Annotated in this window: 22 protein-coding genes and 2 pseudogenes; 13 read left to right on the top strand and 11 right to left on the bottom strand. The window is 72.6% G+C overall.

All coding sequences use genetic code 11. The features are described from left to right. Positions 1–20: 20 nt before the first annotated feature. On the bottom strand, positions 21–2,741 hold the full coding sequence (locus AUC44_RS08425; protein WP_062158223.1) for an ATP-binding protein: 2,721 nt from the start codon (positions 2,739–2,741) through the stop codon (positions 21–23). Between the two features lie 72 nt (positions 2,742–2,813). On the opposite strand from AUC44_RS08425, the gene AUC44_RS16815 reads away from it, so the two are divergent. Next, a complete protein-coding gene (locus tag AUC44_RS16815) occupies positions 2,814–2,999 on the top strand; it encodes a hypothetical protein (RefSeq protein WP_062158222.1) in 186 nt (61 codons plus the stop codon). A gap of 56 nt (positions 3,000–3,055) precedes the next feature. Here the strand turns inward: AUC44_RS16815 and AUC44_RS08415 are convergent, their stop codons facing one another. The 3 genes from AUC44_RS08415 to AUC44_RS08405 all read right to left on the bottom strand — a co-directional run bounded on the left by AUC44_RS08415 (position 3,056) and on the right by AUC44_RS08405 (position 6,125). Next, positions 3,056–4,555 (bottom strand): tripartite tricarboxylate transporter permease, encoded by a 1,500-nt coding sequence (locus tag AUC44_RS08415; RefSeq protein ID WP_062158221.1) that lies wholly within the window; start codon positions 4,553–4,555, stop codon positions 3,056–3,058. Beyond that, positions 4,555–5,073, bottom strand: a complete 519-nt coding sequence (locus AUC44_RS08410) for a tripartite tricarboxylate transporter TctB family protein (RefSeq protein ID WP_062158220.1) — start codon at positions 5,071–5,073, stop codon at positions 4,555–4,557. Before AUC44_RS08410 ends, AUC44_RS08415 begins: the two co-directional genes overlap by 1 nt. A 101-nt stretch (positions 5,074–5,174) precedes the next feature. Beyond that, positions 5,175–6,125, bottom strand: a complete 951-nt coding sequence (locus AUC44_RS08405; RefSeq protein ID WP_062158219.1) for a Bug family tripartite tricarboxylate transporter substrate binding protein — start codon at positions 6,123–6,125, stop codon at positions 5,175–5,177. A 186-nt stretch (positions 6,126–6,311) separates the two neighbouring features. Here AUC44_RS08405 and AUC44_RS08400 point away from each other — a divergent pair, with 186 nt between their 5' ends. From AUC44_RS08400 to AUC44_RS08390, 4 genes are read left to right on the top strand one after another with little or no spacing between them, the layout of a single operon-like run. After that, positions 6,312–7,382: a sensor histidine kinase gene (locus AUC44_RS08400; protein WP_231724394.1), complete on the top strand. Its 1,071-nt coding sequence runs from the start codon at positions 6,312–6,314 to the stop codon at positions 7,380–7,382. A gap of 47 nt (positions 7,383–7,429) precedes the next feature. Beyond that, entirely contained in the window at positions 7,430–7,900 is a 471-nt protein-coding gene (locus AUC44_RS17060) for a sensor histidine kinase (protein WP_231724393.1), read from the top strand. Further along, the gene (locus AUC44_RS08395) at positions 7,897–8,586 is read left to right on the top strand and encodes a response regulator (RefSeq protein WP_062158218.1); all 690 of its coding nucleotides are present in this window, start codon (positions 7,897–7,899) and stop codon (positions 8,584–8,586) included. The genes AUC44_RS17060 and AUC44_RS08395 overlap by 4 nt, the downstream gene beginning before the upstream one ends. Before the next feature lie 47 nt (positions 8,587–8,633). Next, positions 8,634–9,518 (top strand): lipase family protein, encoded by an 885-nt coding sequence (locus tag AUC44_RS08390; RefSeq protein WP_062158217.1) that lies wholly within the window; start codon positions 8,634–8,636, stop codon positions 9,516–9,518. A gap of 6 nt (positions 9,519–9,524) precedes the next feature. On the opposite strand, the gene AUC44_RS08385 is transcribed toward AUC44_RS08390, so the two are convergent. From AUC44_RS08385 to AUC44_RS08375, 3 genes are read right to left on the bottom strand one after another with little or no spacing between them, the layout of a single operon-like run. Further along, positions 9,525–9,923 carry an inorganic pyrophosphatase gene (locus tag AUC44_RS08385; protein ID WP_062158216.1) on the bottom strand — a complete coding sequence of 133 codons (399 nt, stop codon included), beginning with the start codon at positions 9,921–9,923 and terminating at the stop codon, positions 9,525–9,527. Then, positions 9,920–10,300 (bottom strand): hypothetical protein, encoded by a 381-nt coding sequence (locus AUC44_RS08380; RefSeq protein WP_062158215.1) that lies wholly within the window; start codon positions 10,298–10,300, stop codon positions 9,920–9,922. The genes AUC44_RS08385 and AUC44_RS08380 overlap by 4 nt, the downstream gene beginning before the upstream one ends. A gap of 26 nt (positions 10,301–10,326) precedes the next feature. After that, a complete protein-coding gene (locus AUC44_RS08375; RefSeq protein WP_062158214.1) occupies positions 10,327–11,151 on the bottom strand; it encodes an alpha/beta hydrolase in 825 nt (274 codons plus the stop codon). A 152-nt stretch (positions 11,152–11,303) separates the two neighbouring features. On the opposite strand from AUC44_RS08375, the pseudogene AUC44_RS17055 reads away from it, so the two are divergent. From AUC44_RS17055 to AUC44_RS08360, 4 genes and pseudogenes are all read left to right on the top strand, one after another. After that, positions 11,304–11,744, top strand: a pseudogene (locus tag AUC44_RS17055) (lycopene cyclase family protein); the annotation flags it as partial. Further along, on the top strand, positions 11,690–12,862 hold the full coding sequence (locus AUC44_RS08370; protein ID WP_231724582.1) for a lycopene cyclase family protein: 1,173 nt from the start codon (positions 11,690–11,692) through the stop codon (positions 12,860–12,862). The pseudogene AUC44_RS17055 and the gene AUC44_RS08370, both read left to right, overlap by 55 nt. 69 nt (positions 12,863–12,931) lie before the next feature. Beyond that, entirely contained in the window at positions 12,932–13,597 is a 666-nt protein-coding gene (gene sdaAB / locus AUC44_RS08365; RefSeq protein ID WP_062158213.1) for an L-serine ammonia-lyase, iron-sulfur-dependent subunit beta, read from the top strand. Between the two features lie 120 nt (positions 13,598–13,717). Next, complete coding sequence (locus tag AUC44_RS08360) at positions 13,718–16,156, top strand: EAL domain-containing protein (RefSeq protein ID WP_062158212.1); 2,439 nt, start codon at positions 13,718–13,720, stop codon at positions 16,154–16,156. On the opposite strand, the gene AUC44_RS08355 is transcribed toward AUC44_RS08360, so the two are convergent. The 4 genes from AUC44_RS08355 to AUC44_RS08345 form a co-directional block, all read right to left on the bottom strand. Continuing rightward, entirely contained in the window at positions 16,125–16,865 is a 741-nt protein-coding gene (locus tag AUC44_RS08355) for an IclR family transcriptional regulator (protein WP_062158211.1), read from the bottom strand. The two genes, AUC44_RS08360 and AUC44_RS08355, sit on opposite strands and share 32 nt — an antisense overlap. 114 nt (positions 16,866–16,979) lie before the next feature. Further along, on the bottom strand, positions 16,980–17,141 hold the full coding sequence (locus AUC44_RS16810) for a hypothetical protein (RefSeq protein ID WP_197408524.1): 162 nt from the start codon (positions 17,139–17,141) through the stop codon (positions 16,980–16,982). Further along, on the bottom strand, positions 17,096–18,229 hold the full coding sequence (locus AUC44_RS08350; RefSeq protein WP_197408523.1) for a glycosyltransferase: 1,134 nt from the start codon (positions 18,227–18,229) through the stop codon (positions 17,096–17,098). The genes AUC44_RS16810 and AUC44_RS08350 overlap by 46 nt, the downstream gene beginning before the upstream one ends. Further along, a complete protein-coding gene (locus tag AUC44_RS08345) occupies positions 18,226–18,858 on the bottom strand; it encodes a TetR/AcrR family transcriptional regulator (protein ID WP_062158210.1) in 633 nt (210 codons plus the stop codon). Before AUC44_RS08345 ends, AUC44_RS08350 begins: the two co-directional genes overlap by 4 nt. A gap of 214 nt (positions 18,859–19,072) precedes the next feature. Between AUC44_RS08345 and hutU the strand changes: the two genes are divergently transcribed. The 4 genes and pseudogenes from hutU to hutI all read left to right on the top strand — a co-directional run bounded on the left by hutU (position 19,073) and on the right by hutI (position 23,495). Next, positions 19,073–20,761 carry a urocanate hydratase gene (gene hutU, locus AUC44_RS08340; RefSeq protein WP_062158209.1) on the top strand — a complete coding sequence of 563 codons (1,689 nt, stop codon included), beginning with the start codon at positions 19,073–19,075 and terminating at the stop codon, positions 20,759–20,761. A gap of 16 nt (positions 20,762–20,777) precedes the next feature. Next, entirely contained in the window at positions 20,778–21,374 is a 597-nt protein-coding gene (locus AUC44_RS08335; protein ID WP_062158208.1) for a hypothetical protein, read from the top strand. After that, entirely contained in the window at positions 21,371–22,300 is a 930-nt protein-coding gene (locus AUC44_RS08330) for an arginase family protein (protein WP_062158207.1), read from the top strand. The genes AUC44_RS08335 and AUC44_RS08330 overlap by 4 nt, the downstream gene beginning before the upstream one ends. Beyond that, a pseudogene (gene hutI / locus AUC44_RS08325) lies at positions 22,297–23,495 on the top strand (imidazolonepropionase). The gene AUC44_RS08330 and the pseudogene hutI overlap by 4 nt, the downstream one beginning before the upstream one ends. Positions 23,496–23,546: the final 51 nt, after the last annotated feature.

Here is a 23,546-nt window from a genome sequence, read left to right as displayed (position 1 = left end):
CGGCGGCGGCCTCTGCCTGTTCAGTGCGTCGCGGTGACCGGCCCGGTGGCCAGCGCGGCCAGCAGCGGATTGAGGACGTCCCAGCCCTCCTCGCCCCCCGGGGTCAGGAGGGTCTGCGCCTCAGCCGCCAGCGCCGAAGCGACCTCCCATTCTCCCTGCGTGAAGGCCAGTGCCGCCTGCTCGGCCACGATCAGCCCCCGGACAGAGCCCGCGTTCAGGGTGCGGGCACTGTCGTCCGCCTCGCGCAGCGCCTGTGCGGCCTCGCAGAGCTGACCCAGGCGGCGCAGGCACGCCCCCACCTTCCACAGGCTCAGCACCCGCCCGCGCGACAGGGTGCCGGGCGGCAGGACCTCCACCGACTGGCGGTAGGCCCGCTCGGCCTCCGCGAACTCACCGGTCCGGTACGCGCCGTACCCCAGCCAGTACAGGACGTTCGACGCCCGCACCGGCAACCGCTCCCGCGTCAGCGCCAGGGCCTCCTGCAGCAGACCGGCCGACGCGGGCCAGTCCTCCAGGCAGGCCAGGGCCGCGCCGCCCTCCAGCAGCAGCGCCGAGCGGGTGTTCCCATCCAGCGCCCCACCGAAACCCGCCAGGGCCGCCCGCACCTCCGCGACCGCCAGGGCGTACTCGTCCCGTTCCGTGTGCCACTTCGCGCGGCGCGCGGCGAGGTCCGCCCAGCACCCCGCGTCGTCCAGCCCGGCCGCGAGCTGCGCCAGCGCGGCCAGTTCCGCCTCGCGGCCCGGTTCGTCGTCCAGGTGACGGCACAGTTCACTGCGGGCCACCCGCACCGCGAACGCCTCGCGCGGCGGCGCGCCGCACGCCAGCGCCCGCCCGTACAGCGCGAAGGCGTCCGCGTGCGCGAACAGGCCCTCGGCCTCCCGCGCCGCCTGCACCCACAGCGGCCACGCCCGATTCGGCTCCCCACCCAGCTCGAAGTGCCGCGCGACCGTCCCCGCCGGGGTCCCGGCCGGGGCCAGCGCCGCCAGTCCCGCGTGCAGGTGCGCCCGGCGCGCGCCGCTCAGGCCGTCCAGCAGCGCCCGGCGGTGCAGGTCATGCCCGAAGCGGAACCCTGCCCCGTCCGGGGTGACCAGCCGCGCCTCCTGCGCCCTCTCCAACTCGTCCAGCGCATCCCCGACCGGCACGCCCACGCACCCCGCCACCAGCGCGGGCGGGAACGCCTCGCCCCACAGCGCCCCCGCCTGGAGGAGCTGCCGCGTCACGCGGCCCAGCCGCTCCACGCGGCCCCGGATCGCCTGCGTCACCGACGGCGGCACCGGCACCTCGGCGTAATCCACCGTGAACGCATCGAACGGCGTGTGCCACCGGCCCCCCCGCTCGGAGAGCACGCCGCGCTCGCGCAGGTCGCGCAGGGTCTCCATCAGGAACAGTGGGTGCCCGGCCGTCGCCTCGAACAGCCGCGCGCTGAACAGCGGCGCCTCGCGGCCCGCCAGCCGCGTGATCAGCTCCACCACCCCCTCCAGCGGCAGTTCCGGGAGGGTCAGATGCGGCGGATTCACCCGCGCCAGCACCTCCAGCACGTCCGCCCGGCCCGCCAGGTCCTCCGGGCGGGCCGAGAGCCACAGGTGCCGCGCGCCCCGGTGCAGCGCCAGGAACGCCGCCTCCAGCGACCCGGCGTCCAGCCAGTGCAGGTCCTCGGCGATCACGGGGCGGCCCCCCGCCAGGGCCAGCAGCGCCTGGGCCAGCACGTCCAGCGTCGCCCCCCGGTCCGGCAGGCCCGCCCCGCCCGGCGCCCCCAGCGTCGCCACGAGCGCCGGGCGCAGCGGCTCCGGGCACCACGCCAGCGACGGCTGCGCCCGCAGGGCGTCCAGCAGCGCCCCGAACGGCAGCGGCGTGAGTTCCGGCGCGCCGCGCAGCACCAGCGCGTCCCCCGCCGCGCCGCGCAGCAGCCGCGACTTCCCGATGCCCGCCTCGCCCAGCACCAGGATCGTCCGCGCCGCGCGCAGCGCCGCGACCTCCGCCGAGCGGCCCACCAGCGGTCCCGCCGGCGCCGCGCCCCCGGATGGTGCCGGCGCCTGGGCTATGTCCTGGGCGAGCAGGCGCGTGGCGGGCAGCGGCTGGGCCTGCGCGCCCAGCTCCTCGCGCAGGCGGCGGCACAGCGCCCGGTAGACGTCCAGCGCCTCCTCCCGCTGCCCCAGCGCCGCCAGCGTCTCCATCTGCGCCCGCACGCTCCGCTCGCGCAGCGGCTCCAGACCCAGCGCCCGCGCGTGCGCCGCCAGCACGCCCGGCCACGCCCCCCGCGCCGCCTCGTGCGCCGCCAGCGCGTCCAGCGCCCGCAGCTGCTCGTCCAGCGCCTGCCCCGCCACCCGCTCCTGCCACGCCCCGAACTCCGCCGCGCCCGGCACGCTCAGGTGATCCAGGAACCGCCCCCCCACCCGCGCCGCCGCGCCCGGCGCGTCCCCCGCCGCCAGGGCCGCGCGCAGCGCGAGCAGATCCACCTGAACCTCGCCGCGCAGCGCCGCCGCCCCCGGCGTCACCTCCAGCCACTCCGCCAGACCCGAGCCCCGGAGGCGATGCAGCTGCACCCGCAGGTTCCGGCGCGCCGCGTCGCCCCCCTGATCCGACCACAGCAGGTCGGCGAGCACCTCGCGCGGCGTCTCGCCCTCCAGCGCCAGGAACATGAGGAGCGCCAGACTCTTGCCCGTCACGTCCAGCAGCCCGGCCGGACCGGTCACGCGGGGCACGCCCAGCGTCCGCAGGATCAGCACTGACCCGGTGTTCATGAGTACCCCCAGTGTACGCGCGCAACGCCCGCGCAACACCCCCCACGCCAGACTGCCCCGCAAGGAGACCCCGTGCCCCCCCCACAGCCCCCCACCGCTTACATCGTCCGCATCGAGCAGCCTGCCCCCGCTACTCCGGCTGCCCGCCCGACCATCCACCTGGAACCCCAGGGCCGCCCGCAGGACACCCGCACCTTCCACGACGTGGATGAATTGCTGCGGCACCTCTGGCTGCTGCTGGAGGGCGGCGTGCGCTGAGCAAAAGAAAGAGGCCGGGCGCGTCATGGCCCGACCTCCTCTGGTGTTCGGTGCGCTCAGCCGGTCGCACCCTGCCGCGCCGCGCGGTACTTGAGGACTTGCGGCACCACCAGCGCCGCCAGCACGATCAGCAGGATGAACGCCGAGAGGGGCTGTTGGAAGAATACGGCGAAATCCCCTTGGCTGTTTTGCACGGCAGTTCTGAACTGCTTCTCGGCGACTGGTCCCAGAATCGCCCCGATGATCGCTGGCGTGATAGGGAAGTCAAACCGCCGCATCAGGAACCCGATCACCCCGACGATGGCCAGCAGCACCAGGTCAAACACGCTGTTGTTCAGTGAGTACACCCCTACCGTGCTGAACACCAGAATCCCGGCGTACAGGAATGGGCGCGGCACGAGCAGCAGCTTCGCCCAGACAGGCGCTAAGGGCAGATTGAGCACGAGCAGCATGACGTTGCCAATAAACAGACTGGCGATCAGACCCCATACCAGATCCCCATTCGTGGCGAAGAGCAGTGGCCCTGGCTGAATGCCGTACTGCTGGAACGCGCCGAGCAGGATCGCGGCAGTGGCGCTGGTGGGCAGGCCCAGGGTCAGCAGCGGCACGAGCACGCCCGCCGCGGACGCGTTGTTCGCCGCTTCCGGTCCGGCCACGCCCTCGATGGCGCCCTTGCCGAACTCCTCGGGGTGCTTGCTGAGTTTCTTCTCGAGTGTGTAGGACAGGAAGGTGGGGATCTCCGCGCCGCCCGCCGGGATCGCGCCGAACGGGAAGCCCAGCGCCGTGCCGCGCAGCCATGGTTTCCACGAGCGCCGCCAGTCCTCGCGGTTCATGTTGGCGTTTCCGGCCAGTTTGATCACGCTGGCTTTGTCTTTCCGCAGACGGCTTGCCACATAGAGGGTCTCGCCCACCGCAAACAGGCCGATCACCAGAACAATGAAATCAATCCCGTCCAACAGCTCAGGGAATCCCAGCGTGAAGCGGGCCTGACCACTCTGACTGTCGATGCCGATGAGGGCAAATGCCAGACCAATGAAGAGACTGATTAGGCCTCTCAGTGGTGACGAGCCGAATGTCGCACTGATCAGCACGAAGGCGAGAACAGTGATGGAGAAGGTGGCGCTGGCAGGAATTTTGACTGCTACGTCCGCAATAGCTGGCGCGGCTATGGTTAACAGTGCCGTGCCGATGGTGCCCGCCACGAACGATCCGATCGCGGCGGTCGCCAGGGCGGCGGCCGCGCGGCCCCGGCGGGCCATCTTGTTGCCTTCCAGGGCGGTGATGATGCTGCTCGACTCGCCCGGGGTGTTCAGCAGGATGCTGGTGGTGCTGCCGCCGAACATCCCGCCGTAGTAGATCCCGGCGAACATGATGAACGCACTCACGGGCGGGAGTTTCGCCGTGACCGGCAGCAGCAGCGCCACGGTCAGGGCCGGGCCGATGCCGGGCAGCACGCCGACCAGGGTGCCCAGCGTCACACCCACCAGGGCCCACAGCAGGTTCAGGGGGGTCAGGGCGGTTTCGAAGCCCGCGAACAGGGACTGAATGGCGTCCATCACAGCACCCCTTTCAGGATGCCCGCCGGGAGGCTCAGGCCCAGACCGCGCGTGAACGCCACGTACGTGACGAGCGCGACGATCAGGGCGACGCCCGCCAGCAGGGGCACGCGGCGCTCACCGAACGCGAAGCCCACGCTGAAGTACATGACGGCTGTGCCCACCACGAAGCCCAGCGGCGTGAGGATTAGCGCGCCCAGCAGGAAGCCGCCCAGGATGATCCCGGGCTGGCGCAGATCCGGCTGGGCGTCCGGGTCGCTGTCCTCCTCGGCGGCGGGTTCGGCGCGGTAGCCGCGCAGCGTCGCGGCGAGCAGCAGCGCGCCCAGCGCCAGCGTGCCGACCGACACGATCATGGGAAACACGCGCGGGCCGACGTACGCGTTGATGCCGAAGGGAATCTTCAGCGTGCCGATCAGGAGCAGGGCCCCGACGATCAGGACACCCAGCGCGACCAGCAGGTCGGGCACGCTCAGGCCGCGGCGCGCGGCGGGAATGGGAGTGGAGACGGGATCAGACATGCACGGAACCTCGCAGGGCAGGGAAGGACGGGGGAGACTCGACGTGGGGCCGGGCGGCGCGAAGGAAACTCGCCACCGCCCGGCACGACCAGCCGCAGGCTTTACTTGACGAGCCCGATATCCTTGAGGATCTCGCGGGTGCGGGTCGCTTCCAGCTTCAGGAACACGTCGAACTTGCTGCCGCTCATGTACAGGTCCGTCCAGTTGCGGGTCTTGATGGTGTCCTTCCATTCCTTGCTGGCGTGCAGCTTGTCCATGGCGGCCACCAGCGCGCCCTTCTCGCTGCTGCTCAGGCCGGGGGGGGCCACGATGCCGCGCCAGTTCGCCAGATCCACGTTGAAGCCCTGGGACTTCATGGTGGCGACCGGAATGCCCGGCTGGGCCTTGGGGGCGCTGATGCCCAGGGCGCGGAGTTTGCCGGCCTTGATCTGCGCCTCGAACTCGCCGTACCCGGCCACGGCGGCCGTCACCTGGTTGCCCAGCACCGCCGCGAGGGTCTCGCCGCCGCCGCTGAAGGGCACGTAGTTCATCTTGCGGGGGTCCACGCCCGCCGCCTTGGCGAACAGGCCGACGAGCATGTGGTCGGTGCCGCCGGCGCTGCCGCCCGCGAAGGGCAGGCTGGGGTTGGCCTTCCAGGCGGCCGCGAGGTCACCCAGGGTCTTGTAGGGGCTGCTGGTGGGCACCACGATGACCTCGTACTCGCCGGTCAGGCGGGCGATCGGCGTGACGCGGCTGAGGTCCACCTTGGAGGAGTTCGTCTGGATCGCGCCGACCATCACGAGGCCCATGGTCATCAGCAGGTTGCTGTCGCCCTTGCTGTTGTACAGCTGCGCCAGGCCGATGGTGCCGCCCGCGCCGGGCACGTTGAACACCTGCACGGGCTTGGCGATGCCCTGGTTCTGGAGCACGGTCTGGATGGTGCGGCTGGTCTGGTCCCAGCCGCCGCCGGGGCTGGCGGGGGCCATGATGCGCAGGTTGCTGAGGTTCTGGGCGGTGGCGGGCGCGGCGAGCGTCAGCAGGGCGGACGCGGCCAGGATGGCAGTCTTCTTCATGGGATTCCTCCGGTGAGGGGGTGGGTTGTGGTGTCACCCGTACCCTACGCCGCTCCGCCGCACGTCACAAGAGTTTTTTTGCGTGCTGGGCGCGCAATCCATGTACGCAATGCACGGCCGTGAACGCAATGCACGCAACCCCTGGGTGCGGGGGTGGGCGGCTCCTACAATTGGGGGCGAACACCCATGACCCGACGCCGCCCCAACCTCCAGGGCCGACTGGTGCGCCTGCACCTGTTCGTGCTGTGCGGCATGACCGCCCTGCTCGTGGTCGTGCAGACCGCGCAGCTGTACGGCGAGGCCCGCGAGCGACTGGGCGAGCGCGCCCTGACCGCCAGCCGCATCGTGGCGAAGCTGCCCGTGGTCGTGCAGGGCACCGAGCGTGGCACGCAGAACCCCGCGCTGAACGCCCAGGTGAACGTGCTGCGCGAGGAGGCGGACGCGGATTTCATCGTGGTCGGCAACGCGCGCGGCATCCGGCTGGCGCACCCGGTGCCGGAGCGGCTGGGCAAACCCATGGAGGGCGGCGACAACGCCCAGCCGCTCGCCGGGCAGGAGGTCGTGTCGGTCGCGCGCGGCAGCCTGGGCCTGAGCGTGCGCGGCAAGGTGCCGGTCTGGGCGGGCGGCGTGCCCGGCAGCCGCGTGGTGGGCGTGGTCAGTACCGGGTACCTCATGCCGCAGGTGTGGCACCTCGTGGGCAGCGCGCTGATCAGTCTGCTGCCGTGGTTCGTGCTCGCGCTGGGCCTGGGCACGGTGGGCGCGGTGTGGGCCGCGCGTCGCCTGCGGGCCGAGATCCTGAACCTGGAACCCGAGCAGATCGCCGCGCTGGCCCGCCAGCAGCGCGCGGTGCTGGCCGCGCTGCGCGAGGGCGTCCTGGCCGTGGACGCCGGCGGCCTCGTGACGCTCAGTAGCGACCGCGCCGTGACCCTGCTGGGCGGCCAGAGCGCCCCGGCGCCCCTGGCGACCCTCTGGCCGGAACTGGCCCTCCTGACCGCCGGTGGGGCGGCGCGCACCCAGAACCTGGAACTGGCCCTGCGGGGCGAACCGGTCCTCGTGAACCTCGAACCCCTGGAGGGCGGCGGCTTCGTGGCGGGTTTCCGTGACCGCGCCGAGGCCCTGGCCCTGGCCGAGGAACTCACGCACGCGCGGGGCTTCGTGGACGTCCTACGCGCCCAGACGCACGAGTACCAGAACCGCCTGCACGTCCTGTCCGGTCTGCTGCAGCTCGGGCGGGGGAGGAGGCCCTGCGCGTCCTGAACGCCGAGATCCACGCCGACGCGCAGTTCCGCCAGCTGCTGCGCGACGTGCAGGTGCCCCGGCTGGTGGCGCTGCTCGTCGGCAAGCGCGAGCGGGCGCAGGAACTCGGCATCGACTTCCAGATCACCGAGGGCAGCCACCTGGGCCCCCACTGGGAACGCCACGCCGACACCCTGGTCAGCGCCGTGGGGAACCTCACGGAGAACGCCTTCGAGGCGCTCGCCGGGCAGCCGGGGCTGGTGACCGTCACGCTGGGCGAGGACCCGGACGGCATGCAGGTCGAGGTGGAGGACAGCGGTCCCGGCGTGCCATCAGCCCTGCACGACACCCTCTTCAACCGGGGGGCGAGCAGCAAGGGCGAGGGCCGCGGCTACGGCCTGCACGGCGTCTACTCGCGCGTGCAGGGCCTGGGCGGCAGCCTGCGCCACACCCGGCGCGGCCCGCTGACCGTCTTCCAGCTGAGCCTCCCGCAGCCCCTCCCGCACCGCCCCCCCGAACCGGCCGAGGTGACCGCATGACTGCCCGAATCCGCGTGCTGCTCGTCGAGGACGACCTGCGCGTCGCCCGCGTCAACCGCGACCTGCTCGAACGCGACCCCGACGTGCACGTCGTCGGCAGCGCCGCCACCTGCGCCCAGGGCGACGCGCTGGCCCAGGCGCTGAAACCCGATCTGATCCTCTTGGACGTGCACTTGCCCGACGGCAGCGGCCTGGGCCTGCTGCGGCACTGGCGCGCGCACGGCCTGACCACCGACGTGGCCCTGATCACCGCCGCTGACGACGAGGCCAGTGTCCGGCTGGCCCTCGCACACGGCGCGTTCGACTACCTGATCAAACCGTTTACCGGCGCGCGGCTTCAGGAGCTGCTCGCCCGGCACCGCACCCGCCGCCTGCCGGGGCCCGGCGCGGCCCGCCTGGACCAGGGGCGGCTCGACCGCCTGCTCGGGCACGGCGCGGCGCAACCGAGCGCCCTGCCGCGCGGCATCGACCCGAACACCCTGGAACGCGTCGTGCTGGCCCTGGGCGCCGCGCAGCACGCCGTGACCGCCGAGGAGATCGGCGAGCAGGTGGGTCTCAGCCGCGTGACCGCGTGGCGCTACCTCGAACACCTCGTGCGCAGCGAGCAGGCCACGCTGGAGCACCAGTACGGGAACGCCGGGCGGCCAGTGAAGCTCTACCGCGCCCGGGCCACGGACGGCCCGTGAAGGGTGGCGCCGGCGCCGGGCGGCGCGGCGCATACACTGGACGTCCGATGCGTGCCGCGCTCCTGTCCGCCCTGCTGCTCACCGCCTGCGCCCCCACACTGAGCGTGAATCCCACGGCCACCCCGGCCCTGAACCTGAGTGCGCCCGCGCCGGACGTGGTGATCCTCAGCGTCTCGGGCCGCTGCGGCGTGCCGTGCGCCGCGCCGCGCGACAACTGGGCGTACCTGGGGTCCCGCGGCACTGTGGACCGCGTCGCCCGGGAATTTGTGGCGGCGGGGCTGACCGTGCAGGCCGCCAACTACGCCAGCAGTCCACTGGCGAGTTTCGTGTCCACCCGCACCGGCACCGAGCAGCGCGGCTACCCGGCCCTGCTGGCCGATCTGGACGCCCTGCGCGCCGCGTGGCCCGGCGCTGCCGCGCCGAGGCTGGTGCTGCTGGGACACTCGCAGGGCGTGGCGTGGCTGCACCAGCTGACCCGCGACCGCCCCGAGGTGCCTTTCGCGGCGCAGATCGACCTGGACGGCATCTGCCTGGGCTGGAAGTCCGATTTCGGCCCGCTCATCCACTCGGCCGAGCCGTTCTCGCCCCTGAGCGCCTGCGACCCCATGCCCGTCGCGGGCCGCCGCGTGAACAGCAAGGACGTCGTGTGGCCCAACGTCGCGCGCGGCATCGAGGTGCAGAGCAAGCGCTTCCCGAAACGCGGCGCGCAGAACGGCTACGCCGTGAACTACCTGTTCGAGGTGGAAGGCAACGTCCGCCTTGACGGCAGCGCGCGTGGCCTGACCCGCTTCATCTCCGCCCGGGAGGACCACAGCGCGATCACGTACCCGGGCAGCGACGCCCTGACCTGGGTGGCCGGGCAGCTGCGCGACCTCACGCGGGCGTGGGCCTCACAGGACGCCCGCACGCCGGATGGCGCCGGGTCCCGGTGACCGGACCTACCCGGAGTGGACGACGGTCAGCGACTCCAGCCACGCCTGCGCGGCGTGGGCGTCCTGCACGGTCGCCCCACGCTCCGGCGGGAACCACGCCAGCAGCCCCTGGAGGGCCGCGCCCTGCACTGGGCCCATGCTGAAGATCACCTTGTGATCCCCGTCGTGCAGGTGCAGCAGGGCCGCCGGGACCGCCTCGCGCTCCGTGCCGACCGCCAGCGGCTCGCCCAGCCACACGGCGTCCACCTCGGCGTCGTCGGCCGGGTTCAGGGTGCCCGGCAGGCAGCCGTAGTTCACCGGCGCGGGCCGGGCCTCGATCCGCAGCGGCTCCAGGCGGCCGCCGCGCCACACGAAGCGCTCGCGCTGCCCCGCCGTCCACTCCACGACGCCGCGCCACGCCCTCACGGTTTGACCTCGTACAGTTCCACCTGCCGCAGCACCGCGCCGCCGAACGACAGCACCGCCCGGTAGGCCCCCTTGTCCGGGGCGCGCAGTTCGAAGGTCGCGGCGCGCTGCGCGGCGTCGAGGTACACGCTGTCCGTGCCGATGGCCTGCGTGCCGTTGAACCACGCCACGCTCAGGAACCCCGGCGTGATCGGGCCGTCCACCTGGGCGCGCAGCACCAGCCGCTCGCCGTCGCGGGTCAGGGCCGCGCCGGTCACGCGCGCCGGAAGTTCCGGTTCGATCTGACCGGGAATCAGCGGCACGAAGTTGTAGCGGCAGCTGCCCAGGGCCGGGCACAGCAGCGCGAGCAGGAGCAGGGAACGCCTCACGCCGTCCATGCTACCTGCCCGCGCTGAGTGTGACGTCAGGGCAGCCGGTGCGCCTCAATGAAGTCGATGACGGCCTGCCGGGTGCCGCCCAGGAACGTCAGGGGGCGCGCCATCGCCGCGATGATCGTGATGTGGTTCAGTTTCGGCAGCACCGTGCGCGTGACCGGCACGCCCGCGCGCTTGAGGGCCGCTTCCATGTTCAGGGCGTTCTGCGGGTAGACCGTGTCGTCGTTCTCGGCGACGAGCAGCAGGTGGGGCGGCGCGTCCGCCCGCACGTGGCGGTCAGGCATGACCTCGTCCGGGGTGGCGCCCACCGGGAAGGCCTTCGCGCTGGAGAACTGCCGGAAGTCATACGAGTACGGCCCGGCCACGCCGATCACGCCGCGGATCGCGCTGACCGGCACGTCCGCCTCCGCGAGCCAGCGGGCGTTGTCCACGACCTCCACGGCGTTGAAGCCCCCCGCCGAGTGGCCCATCACGAACACGTTCTGCGGGTTGCCGCCCAGCGCGCCCACCTTCTCGCGCAGGACCTTCAGCGCCTGCGCGGCGTCCTGCACGTACGAGGGATACCGGTTGGCCGGGGCGAGGCGGTAGCTCATGACCGCCGTGACGTACCCGGCGCGCGCCAGGGACTCCCCGACGAACTTGTGACCGTCCTTATCGCCGTTCTCCCAGGAGCCGCCGTGGATGAACAGCACCACCGGAGCGCTGCGGGCGTCCTGCGGGGCGTACACGTCCATCACGTTGCGGGCGTCCGGGCCGTAGCGGACGTTGCTCGTCACGTTCAGGCCGGCAGTGGAGACCACGCGGTTCAGGGTGCCCTGCGCGCCGTCGCGCGAGCAGGCGGCCAGCGCCGTCATGAGCAGCAGGGCGCCGGCCCCAGCAGCGCGGCGCGCGGCACACGGGAACGGCGGGACGGGGCGGCAGAGGTTCGGGTCATGCCCCCACCCTAGAGTCCCGGCGCCCGGGTGGGTAGCGCGGAGCGCCACAGTCCAGACTTGAACTGCCGTTCATGGACGCGCGGCTACACTCCCCGCCCGCACGCGCACGCTACCCTGCGCGCATGCCCGCCCCCACCGAGCCCGCGCATACCGACGCCCTGATCGTCGGCGCCGGGCCCGCCGCGCTGGCCCTGGCCGCCGAGCTGCGCGCCCGGCACCTGAGCGTCCGGATCGTGGCGCCGCACGCGCCGCAGGCGTTCCCCGCCACGTACGGCGCGTGGCTGGACGATCTGCCCGGCTGGGCGCAGGCCTGCGCCGCGCACGTGTGGACGGACGTGCGGGTGTACACCGGCCCGCAGCCCACGCCGCTGCTGCGGCCCTACGCGCTGCTCGACAACACCCGCTTCCTGCACGCGCTAGTGGACCGCGCCGCCGGCCCGGACAGGGCTGGGGCCGACTGGACGCTCGGCACGGTCACGCACGCTGCGCCGGACGGCCCCCACTGGACGGTGCACACCCGCGAGGGGCACGCCCTGACCGCCCGCTTCGTGGTGGACGCCGCCGGGCACGCGGGCAGCCTGCGCCGCCCCGGCACCCGGGCGGCGCGGCCCTGCAGACCGCGTACGGCCTCACCGCCCGGTTCGAGCGGCCCCCCAGCGCGCCGGGCGCGATGGTCTGGATGGACTACCGCGCCCCGCACGGCCCGGGCGAGACCCCCACCTTCCTGTACGCCATGCACCTGGGCGGCGACACCTACTTCGTGGAGGAGACCAGCCTGATCGCCCGCCCCGCGCCCACCCGCGCGGCGCTGCGCGCGCGGCTGCACGAGCGCCTGCGCGCGCAGGACACCCCGCCCGGCGAGATCCTGCACGAGGAATGGGTGGCGTTCCCCATGAACGCCGCCGTCCCGGAGCCGCCCGGCCCGCTGGCCTTCGGGGCCGCTGGCGGCATGGTGCACCCCATCAGCGGGTTTCAGGTGGCGGGGGCCCTGCGCGCCGCGCCGTGGGTGGCCCAGGCGGCGGCGGGTGCCCTGCGCGCCGGGCGTGACCCGCACGCGGCGGCGTGGGCGGCCCTGTGGCCCCCCGAGAGCCGCGCCGCGCGCGAGGTGCACCTGCTGGGCGTGCAGGCCCTGCTGAACCTGCCCCCGGGTCAGCTCGCGCCGTTCTTCCGGGCGTTCTTCGCGCTGCCGCCCGCCGCGTGGCACTCCTTCCTCGACCCGGATACGCCGCCCGGCGCACTGGCCCGCACGATGCTGCGCCTGTTCGCGGCGCTGCCGGGGCGCACCCGGGTGCCGCTGGCCCGCGCGGCCCTCGCCACGCCCGGCGTGAGCGGCCGCGCGCTGCGCGCGGCCATGAACGCCCCTACAGCCTCCGCCCATCCGGGCCCACGCCCGGCGCGGCAGGCTGTGGGCATGAGCGACGACACCCGCACCGAGCAGACCGCCAGCAGCGAGCAGACTGAGAACGCCGTCCTGAACCGCGAGGATCTGAACCAGACCGAGACGATCGAGAGCGGCATGCAGGGCGCCACCGGCAACGCCGACGCGAACGGCCTAGACCCGGACGCCGACCTGGGCGAACGCGTGGAGGAACTGCGCGAGAACCTCCGCCCGCTGACCGGGCAGGACTGAGTTCAGGTCATGGGCTGAAGGGGCGGTCAGGTATGGGCCGCTCCCCGGGCACCGCCCTATACTCGCCGCATGTCCCTCCTCGACATGATCGGGCCCGTCATGATCGGCCCCAGCAGCAGCCACACCGCCGGGGCCTGCCGTCTGGGGCTGGTCGCGCATCACCTGCTGGGCGAGCCGCCCCGCGCCGCCCGCATCGGCCTGCACGCCTCGTTCGCCAAGACCGGGCGCGGACACGGCACGCACCTCGCGCTGATCGCGGGCCTGCTCGGCATGCGGCCCGACGACCAGCGCCTGCCCACTGCCTTTGAGGAGGCGCAGGCGCAGGGCCTGACCTTCGAGTTCCACGATTCGGACCTGGGCGACGTGCACCCGAATACCGCCCTGATCGAGGTGAGCGGCGACACCCACCGGGTCACGGTGCAGGGGAGCAGCACGGGCGGCGGCGTGATCCTCGTCACGCACGTGCAGGGCCTGGGCGTGAACTTCAGCGGCGCGAGCCCCACGCTGATCCTGCGCTACACCGACGCGGTGGGCATGATCGCCCGCATCGCCACGACCATCGCGGCGGACGGCGTGAACATCGCCACGCTCACCTGTACGCGCGTGGCGCGCGGGGGGCAGGCGCTGCTGGCCGTGGAACTCGACCAGCCCCTGAGCCCCGAGGCGCAGGCGTTCCTGGCCCGCTGGGCGGACGTGAACTGGCTGCGGATGCTGCCCAAACTCATGGACGGCTGAGCGGACCGGCCCCTCCGGTCCTCCTGACCCCCGGTCTCGACAGGTGCGCCTGAAGGACGCCCGGGTGTGATGAATCTGTGGGGTGAGCGGCCCTACGGTACAGACGGCAGGAGGTTCCCCTTGACGCAACCGGACGTGGAATTCAGTCCAAGTGCCCTGGAACGCGAGTTGCAGGCGCTGGAAGCGGGCATGTACAACACCCTGGAAGTGACGCGCGCCCAGCTCCGGGCACTGCTGACCCGCGCCCAGGACGGCCGTGACCTGCGGGCGCAGGCGACCGCGCATCTGCTGCTGGGCGGCTGCGCCCTGTACACCGGCCAGCTGCCCGAGGTGAAACGCGAGCTGGACCTCGCCCTGGACCTCGCGCGCGCCCTGCGTGACCATCCCCTCACGGCGCGCTGCCTGAACGGCCTGGGGCTGTACCACGACCGCGTCGCCGAGTACGACCGGGCGCTCCAGGCGTTCCTGGACAGCCTGAAACTTACCCAGAGCGCCGGGGACGACGTGGGCTCCTTCCGGGCCCTGAACAACCTCTCCGCGCTGTACACCACGACCGGCCAGCTGACGCAGGCGCAGACCTTCCACGCCTGCGCGCAGCAGCTCACGCAGGTGCTGCGTGACCCGATCATGCTGGCCTCGCTGATCACCCACCGGATCCTGATCGCGGACCGTCAGGAGGACCCGCAGGCCGTGCTGGACCTCGCCTGCAAGCACCTGCCGCTGATCCGGGAGGTCGGTCCGCCCCGCTGGACCGGCACCGTGCAGGAGTGCGTCAGCCGGGCCCGGCTGCGTCAGGGCCAGGCCGACTCGGCCCTGACCGTAGCCCTGGCTGAACTGCGGGCGGCCCGTCAGCGGCAGGACGACGAGGGCGTCAGCCGCCTGGCCAGCGCCGCCGCCCGCGCGCTCCTCGCACTGGACGACCTGGGGGCAGCCGAGCCGCTGCTGCGCGAGAGTCTGGACCTCAGCCGCGCGCTGGGCAGCCGGCCGGTCGAGATGCTGGCCCTGGAGGGACTGGCGCAGCTGCACGAGCGCGCCGGGCACTTCAGGGAGGCGCTGGCGTGCGCCCGGGCGCATCACGCCCTGGAACGCGCCGTGCACGAGCACGAGGTGGACGCCCGTTCACAGCTGCTGACCGCCGAGATCCGCATGGAGCTCCTGAACCGCGACACCGAGATCGAGCGGCTGCGGAACGTGGAGCTCGCGCAGGCCAACCGCCGGCTGCGGGAAGCGCAGCACGACCTCCTGCGCCGCGCCACCCACGACCAGCTGACCGGCGTGTCCAACCGCGCGCACTTCCAGCAGGTCACCGCCGAGACCCTGCGGGAACTGCCGGGGCACGAACACGCCGCGCTGATCTTCCTCGACCTCGACCGCTTCAAGGACGTCAACGATACCCTCGGCCACCTGGCCGGGGACACGCTGCTGCAACAGGTGGCGTGCCGCCTCCAGAGCGTCGTGCGCGGCAGCGATCTGGTCGGGCGGGTAGGGGGCGACGAGTTCACGGTGCTGCTGCGCCGGGTCAGTGCGCGCGGCGACGCCACGCTGGTCGCGCAGAAACTCGCCGACGCCCTGAGCGACCCCTTCGACCTGGACGGCCATCCGGTCACGGTCACGGCGTCCATCGGGTGTGCCGTGGCGCCCGACGACGGGCTGGACGCCGAGGCGCTGCAGCAGCACGCCGACATGGCCATGTACCGCGTCAAGCGCAGTGGCGGCAACCAAGTGCTGCATTTCGACGCGGCCATGGGTGAGCCCAGCGAGCGTCAGCAGCTGGAACGCGATCTGGGGACTGCCCTGAGCGGCCACGAGCTGCGCCTGCACTACCAGGGCCGCTACGCGCTGCGCACCTCGCAGCTGGTGGGGTTCGAGGCGCTGCTGCGCTGGCAGCACCCCACGCGCGGGCTCATCCCGCCGGCCACCTTCATTCCGCTGGCCGAGGAGACCCGGCTGATCCTGCCGATCGGGGAGTGGGTGCTGCGCGAGGCGTGCCGGCAGGCGGCCGAGTGGCGCTGCGCCGAGCGGAACCTCTGCGTGTCGGTGAACGTCTCGGCCCTCCAGTTCGACCTGCCCCACTTCGTGGAGATCGTCCGCGCGGCGCTGGCGGACAGTGGCCTGCCCGCCCGGCACCTGATCCTGGAAATCACCGAGAGCCTTGTGACGCGCGACCTGGAACGCGCCCGGCAGCATATCGGTCGGCTCAAGGCGCTGGGCGTGCAGATCGCCATGGACGACTTCGGCACCGGGTACAGCAGCCTGAGCATGCTCGAGAGCCTGCCTTTCGACGAGCTGAAGGTCGACCGGTCGTTCACCCGGCACCTGAACACCGAGCGGCAGCCGCGCGTGGCGGCGCTGCTGAGCGCGATGATCCAGCTGGCGCAGACGCTGGACATGACCGTGACCGTCGAGGGGATCAAGGACGCCTGCCAGCACGACCTGCTGCGCGACCTGGGCTGCGATCACGCGCAGGGGTTCCTGCTGGCGCGGCCCCTGCCGCCCGAGGAGGCCGCCGCGCTGATCCCGGCCGCCCTCATCCTGGGCGCCAGCCCAGCGCCCAGCTGACCGCGTCCGCCTCGTCCCGCAGGGCGCGCAGCAGCGTCTCGCCGCGCAGGCGGGGGGTGGGTACGCTCAGGCCCAGCGCCGCCAGCACCGTCCCGGTCGCGTCCCGCACCGGCGCGGCCAGTCCGGAGGTGCCGCTGGCCCACTCGTCGCGGGTGACCGCCGCGTCCTGCGCCCGGATGCGCGCCGCCTCGGCTTCCCACGCGGCGGCGTCCGTCAGGGTGTGCGGGGTGAAGGCGGGTCCGCCGGGGGGCAGGGGCCGTCCGGCCAGTGCCAGCAGCAGCTTCCCGCTGGCCGAGGCGTGGGCCGGGAGCTTGAAATCGAGTTCCCCGGCCACGGGCGGCCCGTCGCGGCCCTGCACGCTGCGCGCGATGCACAGCACCCGCCCCGACGAAGCGTCCAGTACGCTCAGGAAGGCCAGGCAGTGCCCGGCCCGCGCCGCCCGCTCCATCGCCGCGTGCGCCGGGGCGTACCACGGCAGGCTGCCGTACAGCGCGCTCGAGAGCTTCAGCAGCCGCCAGCCCAGCCGGTAGCGGCCCCGCCCGGCGCGCAGGAGCAGGCCCGTCTCGCACAGCGCCAGCAGCTGTTCGTGCAGGGTGCTCGTGGGGACACCCAGATGCCGTGACAATTCTGAGAGGCGCCACTCGGTGTGATCCGCGTCGAAGGCGGTGAGCACGTCCACCGCGCCGGACAGCAGGGAGGGAGAGGGCATGCGCGCAGTCTGCCACGATGCCGGCTGGACCGGAAACAGCGGGGGAGACCGGGCGGCAACCGCGGAGGCACGGGGCCAGCGCCGTCTCGCCTCACCGCGCGCACGGCGTTCAGGCTAGAGGGACAGCCCCGACACCACCTCTGCGGCGCGCGCCACCCCGTCCTCCGCCCGGATGCGCTCGCCCAGCGTCGCCGCCCGCTCCTGCATGGCCGCGTCCGTGACCGCCCGAGTCAGCGCGGCGGCCAGCGTGCCCGCGCCCAGCGCGCGGCGCGGCACCGGCGCGGGCCCCACACCCAACTGCCGCACCCGCTCACCCCAGAACGGCTGATCCCGAAGAACGGCGCGATGACGTTCGGCACGCCGGCCGCCAGTCCCGCCGCCGTGGTGCCCGCCCCGCCGTGGTGAACGGCGGCCGCCACGCGCGGAAACAGCCAGGTGTGCGGTGCGCTGTCGGTCACGAACACCGTGTCCGGCACGTCCTGCGCGCTCAGGCCGCCCCAGCCGCTGAGCAGCACCGCCCGCTGCCCGCTGCGCTCCAGCGCCTCCAGCACCGCGCGGGTGGTGGCCTGCGGATCGGGCGTGGTCATGCTCCCGAACCCGATGGAGACGGGCCGGGGCCCGGCGCGCAGGAACGCCTCCAGCGCGGGCGGGGGCGTCCAGTCCTCCTGCGGCAGGAACCAGTATCCGGTCAGGTGCTGCGCCGCGTCCCAGTCAGCCGGGCGGGGCAGCACGGACGGGCTGATGCCGTGCAGGGTGGGCAGCGGCCGCAGCGGGCGCGGGCCGAGCACTGGCGCTGGGGGCAGGTCCAGCACCTCGCGCCGCGCGCGCGTGTCGGCGGCGCGGAACATCTGCCACATCACCTGCCGGGTCAGCACGTGCGAGAGCCGGTTGGCCCAGCCGCCCAGCCGCGCCACGCCCGGCGGGAAGATCGGGCCGGGAAAGGCCCGCGTGGGGTGGAAGGGCACCACGTGCGCCTCGAGCAGCGGCACGCGCAGCTTCTCCGAGAGCGACTGCGCGACGTTCATGCCGCCGATGCCTGCCAGCATCAGCTCCGCGTCCCGCGCCGCCGTCAGGCCGTCTTCCGCCCAGTGCAGCGCCGCCGACTGCGTGGCCCGCGCCGACACCCGGTTGATCTCCAGCATGTTGCCGCCCGCCAGCGCGGCGCGCATCTCGGGGCTGTGCACGACCTCCTGCACGTTGCCGCGCATCGGGGCGAAGTCCAGGCCCGCCCCCTGCACGAGGTCGCGGAAGGTGCCGTGCGAGGCGAGGCGCACCGCGTGTCCGGCCCGGCGCAGGCCCGCGCCCAGCGCCACGTACGGCTGCACGTCGCCGCGCGTGCCCAGCGCGATGATCGTGACGTTCACGCCCGGCCCCCGGCCACCCAGGCGAGCAGCGCGTCCGTGATGCGCGACGCCGTGGCCTGCGCGTCGGGCGGCCCGGCGTGATTCAGCGCGCCGTCCAGCGTGAAGCCCAGCACCAGCGCCATGCCCAGCCGGATCAGTTCGGCCGTGTCCACGCCGCGCAGCTCGGGTCGGGCGGCCAGGGCCTGCGCGCCCAGCCCGGCGGTCTGCACGAGACCGGCCGCGAAGGCCTGCCCCAGTTCCCGGCGGATCAGCGCCTCGGAGATGATCACGCGGAAGAGGGCGGCGTCGTCCTGGGCCAGCGCGGTCAGCGGCGCGGCCAGGAACGCGTGCAGGAAGGCCCGCAGGTTCATGGTGGCCAGCGCCGCCGGGTCCATGGACGCCTGGGCCTGTTCCCCCAGGGCGCTGAACAGGCCCAGCAGCAGGTCGTCCTTGCCGCGGAAGTGGTGGTAGAGGGTGCCCTCGGCCAGCCCCGCCTGCCGCGCCACGGCGCGCATGGTCGTGCGGTGGAAGCCGTCCTGCGCGAACCGCACCTGCGCGGCCTGGAGGATGGCGGCGCGGCGCTGCGGGTCGTCCGCCGGGCGGGGCGAGGTGCGTTTCGCCTTGATCTGATCTTCCGAGTGAGTGCTCACTCATTCATCATGATGGGTGGTGGGTCGGCGCGCAAGGGGACAGCAGCTGTTTCCGGCTGTGCCGGAAAACTGACTGGTGACGCGTCCGGCCCGGGCGGAAGATGACGTCCACGCAGTCAGCAGCGACCCCCGAGCCGCGACCGGCGCGGCGAACCGAAGCGGACCGCTGCCGATACCCACCTCTCCAGCCCCCATTCCCCCCGGAGGACCCCCCATGACCCAGCCTGCCCCCGCCGAACCGGCCCCCGTCATCCGCGCCCCGCGCGGCCCCGTCAAGACCGCCAAGGGCTGGGTGCAAGAAGCCGCCAAGCGCATGCTCATGAACAACCTCGACCCCGAGGTGGCCGAACACCCCGAGCAGCTGGTCGTGTACGGCGGGCGCGGCAAGGCGGCGCGCAACTGGGAAGCCTTCCACAGGATCGTGGAGACGCTCGACCGCCTGGAGAACGACGAAACCCTGCTCATCCAGTCCGGCAAACCCGTCGCGGTCCTGCGCACGCACGACTGGGCCCCGCGCGTCCTGCTCGCCAACAGCAACCTCGTGCCGCACTGGGCGAACTGGGACACCTTCGACAAGCTCGATCAGGCCGGCCTGATGATGTACGGCCAGATGACCGCCGGCAGCTGGATCTACATCGGCACGCAGGGCATCCTCCAGGGCACCTACGAGACCTTCGCCGGCGCCGCCCGCAAACACTTCGGCGGCAGCCTCAAGGGCACCATCACCGTCACGGCCGGCCTGGGCGGCATGGGCGGCGCGCAGCCGCTTGCCTGCAAACTGGCCGGAGGGGTCAGCATCACCATCGAGATCGATCCCAGCCGCATCGACTTCCGCCTGCGCACCCGGTACCTCGACGAGGTCGCCGACACCCTCCAGGACGCCATCGACCGCGCCGAGAAGTACCGCGCCGAGGGCGTGGCCCGCTCCATCGGCGTGCAGGGCAACGCCGCCGAACTCGTCCCGCAGCTTGTCGCGATGAACTGGACCCCCGACCTCATCACCGACCAGACCAGCGCGCACGACCCGATGTGGGGCTACCTGCCGGTCCACCGCCCCGACGAGGACATGAACGTCCTGCGCGCCGACCACCCCGCCGAGTACAAGACCCGGGCCTACGCTGCCATGGCCGCGCACGTCCGCGCCATCCTCGAGCTCCAGCACTGCGGCGCGGTCGCCTTCGACTACGGCAACAACCTCCGCCACCGCGCCTTCGAGGCGGGCGTGGAGAACGCCTTCGACTACCCGGGCTTCGTGCCCGCCTTCATCCGCGACTCCTTCTGCGAGGGGCGTGGCCCCTTCCGCTGGGTGGCGCTCAGCGGCGACCCCGAGGACATCCGCGCCACCGACCGCGCACTCCTCGACCTCTTCCCGCACGACGAACGCCTGCAATCCTGGCTCACGTACGCCGCCGACCAGATCGCCTTCCAGGGCCTCCCCGCCCGCATCTGCTGGCTGGGCTACCGGGAACGCGACCAGGCCGCGACACTCTTCAACGAGATGGTCGCCGACGGCCGCCTGAAAGCCCCCATCGTCATCGGCCGCGACCACCTCGACGCCGGATCGGTCGCCAGTCCCTACCGTGAAACGGAAGCCATGCTCGACGGCAGCGACGCCGTTTCCGACTGGCCCCTGCTGAACTTCGGCGTCGGCATCGCGTCGGGCGCCAGCTGGATGAGCTTCCACCACGGCGGCGGCGTCGGCCTGGGCTTCAGCCAGCACAGCGGCCTCGTGATCGTCGCCGACGGTACCCCCGAAGCCGCGCAGAAACTGTCCCGTGCCCTGACCAACGACCCCGGCATGGGCGTCATCCGCCACGCCGACGCCGGCTACGACCACGCCCTGACCGTCGCCCGCGAACGCGGCCTCGACCTCCCCAGCCTCGGCATCGAAGACCACCGCTGACGTGAACAATGGCCGCATGACCAGAATCAGCCTGCTGGCCCTCGGATTCCTGCTCGGACAGGCGCAGGCCCAGCAACCACTCGGGTACGATCCGCAACTGGCCGTCACGGTGAAGACACCGGCTGGCACGGTGGTCGTGGTCAGAGGGCCGCAGGTACCGATACAGCCCGATCCCGATTTCACGTGGCGGTGGAGCGTGCAGAAAGTCGTGAAGAACCGCTCCGGGCAGTTCACCGCCGTCCTCTACTCGGGCGCGATGAGTAAATACTGGGATGCCAACGTCTTTCTTGTGAGCCCGGACGGCCGCATTGACCGCCTCAAGAACGACACCGTGCTGGACATTCAGTGGACGCAAGATGGCCGCTATCTGATCGGTATGGGTGCCAACACCGTTCGACTCTGGAATCTGAACGGTGACGTCCGGCAGGTCAGCTTCCCTGATATCCGGGCCAGCGGCGTGGCGGGAAAGACCCTGTGCCTGAACGTGGACTGGTACAGCCCTACGACTGGTCAAGTCAGCCGCACCGCCGAAATTCACCTTGCCATTCCTTCGCTGGGACAGGTCTCAGACAAAGACACTGACGGCAACGCGACCTGTGAGGCTCAACCATGACCCATCTTCCTTACGGCGGGATTCCGACCTTCGCCCGCGCGCCGATGGTTCAGCCCGAGGGGGACTGGACGGCGGACGTGGCGGCGCTGGGTATTCCCTTCGATATTGCGCTGGGTTTCCGCCCCGGCGCCCGCTTCGCGCCGCGTGCGCTGCGGGAGGCGAGCCTGCGGAGCGTGCCGCCCTTCACGGGGCTGGACGGCGTGACGAGGCTGGCGGGCGTGACCTTCGCGGACGCCGGGGACGTGGTGCTGCCCAGCCTGGAACCGGAACTGGCGCGGCAGCGGATCAGCGCGGCGGCGGAACTCGTGCGGGACCGGTGCAGTCTGCCCGTGTTCCTGGGTGGTGATCACAGCGTGACGTATCCGATCCTGCGGGCCTTCGCGGGCGTGCCCGACCTGCACGTGGTGCAGCTGGACGCGCACCTGGATTTCACGGACACCCGCAACGACACCCGCTTCAGCAACAGCAGCCCGTTTCGCCGCGCGTGCGAGGAGATGGAGAACCTCGTGCACATCACGACGATTGGCCTGCGCGGGCTGCGTTTCGATCCGGACGCGGTCGCGGCGGCCCGCGCGCGCGGGCACACGCTGATCCCCATGACGGACGTGACGGGCGACCTGCTGGGCGTGCTGGCCCGCCTGCCGCGCGGGAAGAACGTGTACCTCAGTGTGGACGTGGACGGCTTCGATCCCAGCGTGATCCCCGGCACGAGCAGCCCCGAACCGGACGGCCTGACCTACGCGCAGGGCGTGAGCATCCTGGCGGAAACCGCGCGGCTCAACACCATCGTCGGACTGGACGTCGTGGAGCTCGCCCCGAACCTCGACCCCACCGGCCGCAGCGAACTCCTGACCGCTCGGTTGATCATGGAGACGCTGTGCGCTGTGGACGAATTCGGTGCCGCGCAGCCGGGGTGGACACGATGACCCACACTCTGTTCACGAACATCAGCCAGCTCGTCACGCCCGCCCCGGGGGCGCAGCGCGGCGAGGCGATGAACGACGTGAGGGTCGTTCCGGACGCGGCCCTCCTGGTCGCGGACGGCGTGATCCGCTGGGTCGGCCCCCGCGCCGAGGCCCCGGATGCGGAGACGGCGCAGGATCTGGGCGGCGTGGCCGTCGTGCCCGGCCTGATCGATCCGCACACGCACGCCGTGTGGGCCGGGGACCGGCTCGCGGACTTCGAGGCGCGCATCTCCGGCGTGCCGTACGAGGACATTCTCGCGCGCGGCGGCGGCATCCGCAGTTCCATGCGCGCCACCGCGGCCGCCAGCGTCGAGGAACTCGTGACGCTCGCCCGGCCCCGGCTGGCGGCCCTGCGCGCGTCCGGCGCGGCCACCGCCGAGGTGAAGAGCGGGTACGGCATGGACTTCGATGCCGAGATCCGCATGCTGCGCGCCGTCCGCGCCCTCCAGGCCGAATTCCAGCTCGTGCCGACCCTGCTGATTCACGTGCCCCCACCGGGGGCCGCGCCGAGTACGTGCGGGCCGTCTGCCATGACCTCATTCCCGCCGTGGCGCGCGAGGGGCTGGCGGCCGCCGTGGACGTCTTCACCGAACGCGAGGCGTTCACGGTGGAGGAGACCCGCGTCATCCTGCGGGCCGCGCAGGACCACGGCCTCCAGGCCAAGCTGCACGCCGACCAGTTCCACGCCATCGGCGGGACGGAACTGGCGTGCGAACTCGGCGCGCTCAGCGTGGATCACCTGGAAGCCAGCGGCCCCGCGCAGATCGCCGCGCTGGCCGCGTCGGACACCGTGGCGACCATCCTCCCCGGCGTGACCCTGCACCTGGGCCTGCCGGCCGCGCCGGGCCGCGCGCTGATCGACGCGGGCGCGGCGGTCGCAGTGGGCACCGACCTGAATCCCGGTTCATCCCCGGTGTTCAGCACGCAGCTGGCCCTGGCCTTCGCCGTGCGCCTGTGCCGCCTGACGCCCGCCGAGGCGCTGACCGCCTGCACCGTGAACGCCGCCGCCGCCCTCGGGCTGGCTGACCGTGGGGCGCTCGCCCCGGGCCAGCGCGCGGACTTCCTCACGCTGCGCGGCGCAGACTGGCGGGACCTGCCCTACACGCTGGGCGCCAGTCCGGTGCGCAGCGTGTACGTCGCGGGCCGGGCCCTCTGAACGCCGGGCGCCGCGCCGGTTCGCTCGACCATCCTCCATTCACCTCTCAAG

Origin of the sequence: Deinococcus actinosclerus, from assembly GCF_001507665.1 — a bacterium.
Taxonomy (GTDB): Bacteria; Deinococcota; Deinococci; order Deinococcales; family Deinococcaceae; genus Deinococcus; species Deinococcus actinosclerus.
The sequence above is the reverse complement of the archived record's forward strand: the minus strand, read 5'-3'. Positions and strand labels throughout refer to the sequence as shown.

Excerpts from the sequence above, each read along its gene's own strand:
- AUC44_RS08400 (WP_231724394.1), top strand. The coding sequence starts at position 6,312 with ATGACCCGACGCCGCCCCAACCTCCAGGGCCGACTGGTGCGCCTGCAC.
- AUC44_RS08330 (WP_062158207.1), top strand. The coding sequence starts at position 21,371 with ATGACCCATCTTCCTTACGGCGGGATTCCGACCTTCGCCCGCGCGCCG.
- AUC44_RS08375 (WP_062158214.1), bottom strand. The coding sequence starts at position 11,151 with ATGACGGCGCTGGCCGCCTGCTCGCGCGACGGCGCGCAGGGCACCCTG.
- AUC44_RS08390 (WP_062158217.1), top strand. The coding sequence starts at position 8,634 with ATGCGTGCCGCGCTCCTGTCCGCCCTGCTGCTCACCGCCTGCGCCCCC.
- sdaAB (WP_062158213.1), top strand. The coding sequence starts at position 12,932 with ATGTCCCTCCTCGACATGATCGGGCCCGTCATGATCGGCCCCAGCAGC.
- AUC44_RS08355 (WP_062158211.1), bottom strand. The coding sequence starts at position 16,865 with ATGCCCTCTCCCTCCCTGCTGTCCGGCGCGGTGGACGTGCTCACCGCC.
- AUC44_RS08425 (WP_062158223.1), bottom strand. The coding sequence starts at position 2,741 with ATGAACACCGGGTCAGTGCTGATCCTGCGGACGCTGGGCGTGCCCCGC.
- AUC44_RS08410 (WP_062158220.1), bottom strand. The coding sequence starts at position 5,073 with ATGTCTGATCCCGTCTCCACTCCCATTCCCGCCGCGCGCCGCGGCCTG.
- AUC44_RS08405 (WP_062158219.1), bottom strand. The coding sequence starts at position 6,125 with ATGAAGAAGACTGCCATCCTGGCCGCGTCCGCCCTGCTGACGCTCGCC.
- hutU (WP_062158209.1), top strand. The coding sequence starts at position 19,073 with ATGACCCAGCCTGCCCCCGCCGAACCGGCCCCCGTCATCCGCGCCCCG.
- AUC44_RS08335 (WP_062158208.1), top strand. The coding sequence starts at position 20,778 with ATGACCAGAATCAGCCTGCTGGCCCTCGGATTCCTGCTCGGACAGGCG.
- AUC44_RS08380 (WP_062158215.1), bottom strand. The coding sequence starts at position 10,300 with ATGGACGGCGTGAGGCGTTCCCTGCTCCTGCTCGCGCTGCTGTGCCCG.
- AUC44_RS08415 (WP_062158221.1), bottom strand. The coding sequence starts at position 4,555 with ATGGACGCCATTCAGTCCCTGTTCGCGGGCTTCGAAACCGCCCTGACC.
- AUC44_RS08395 (WP_062158218.1), top strand. The coding sequence starts at position 7,897 with ATGACTGCCCGAATCCGCGTGCTGCTCGTCGAGGACGACCTGCGCGTC.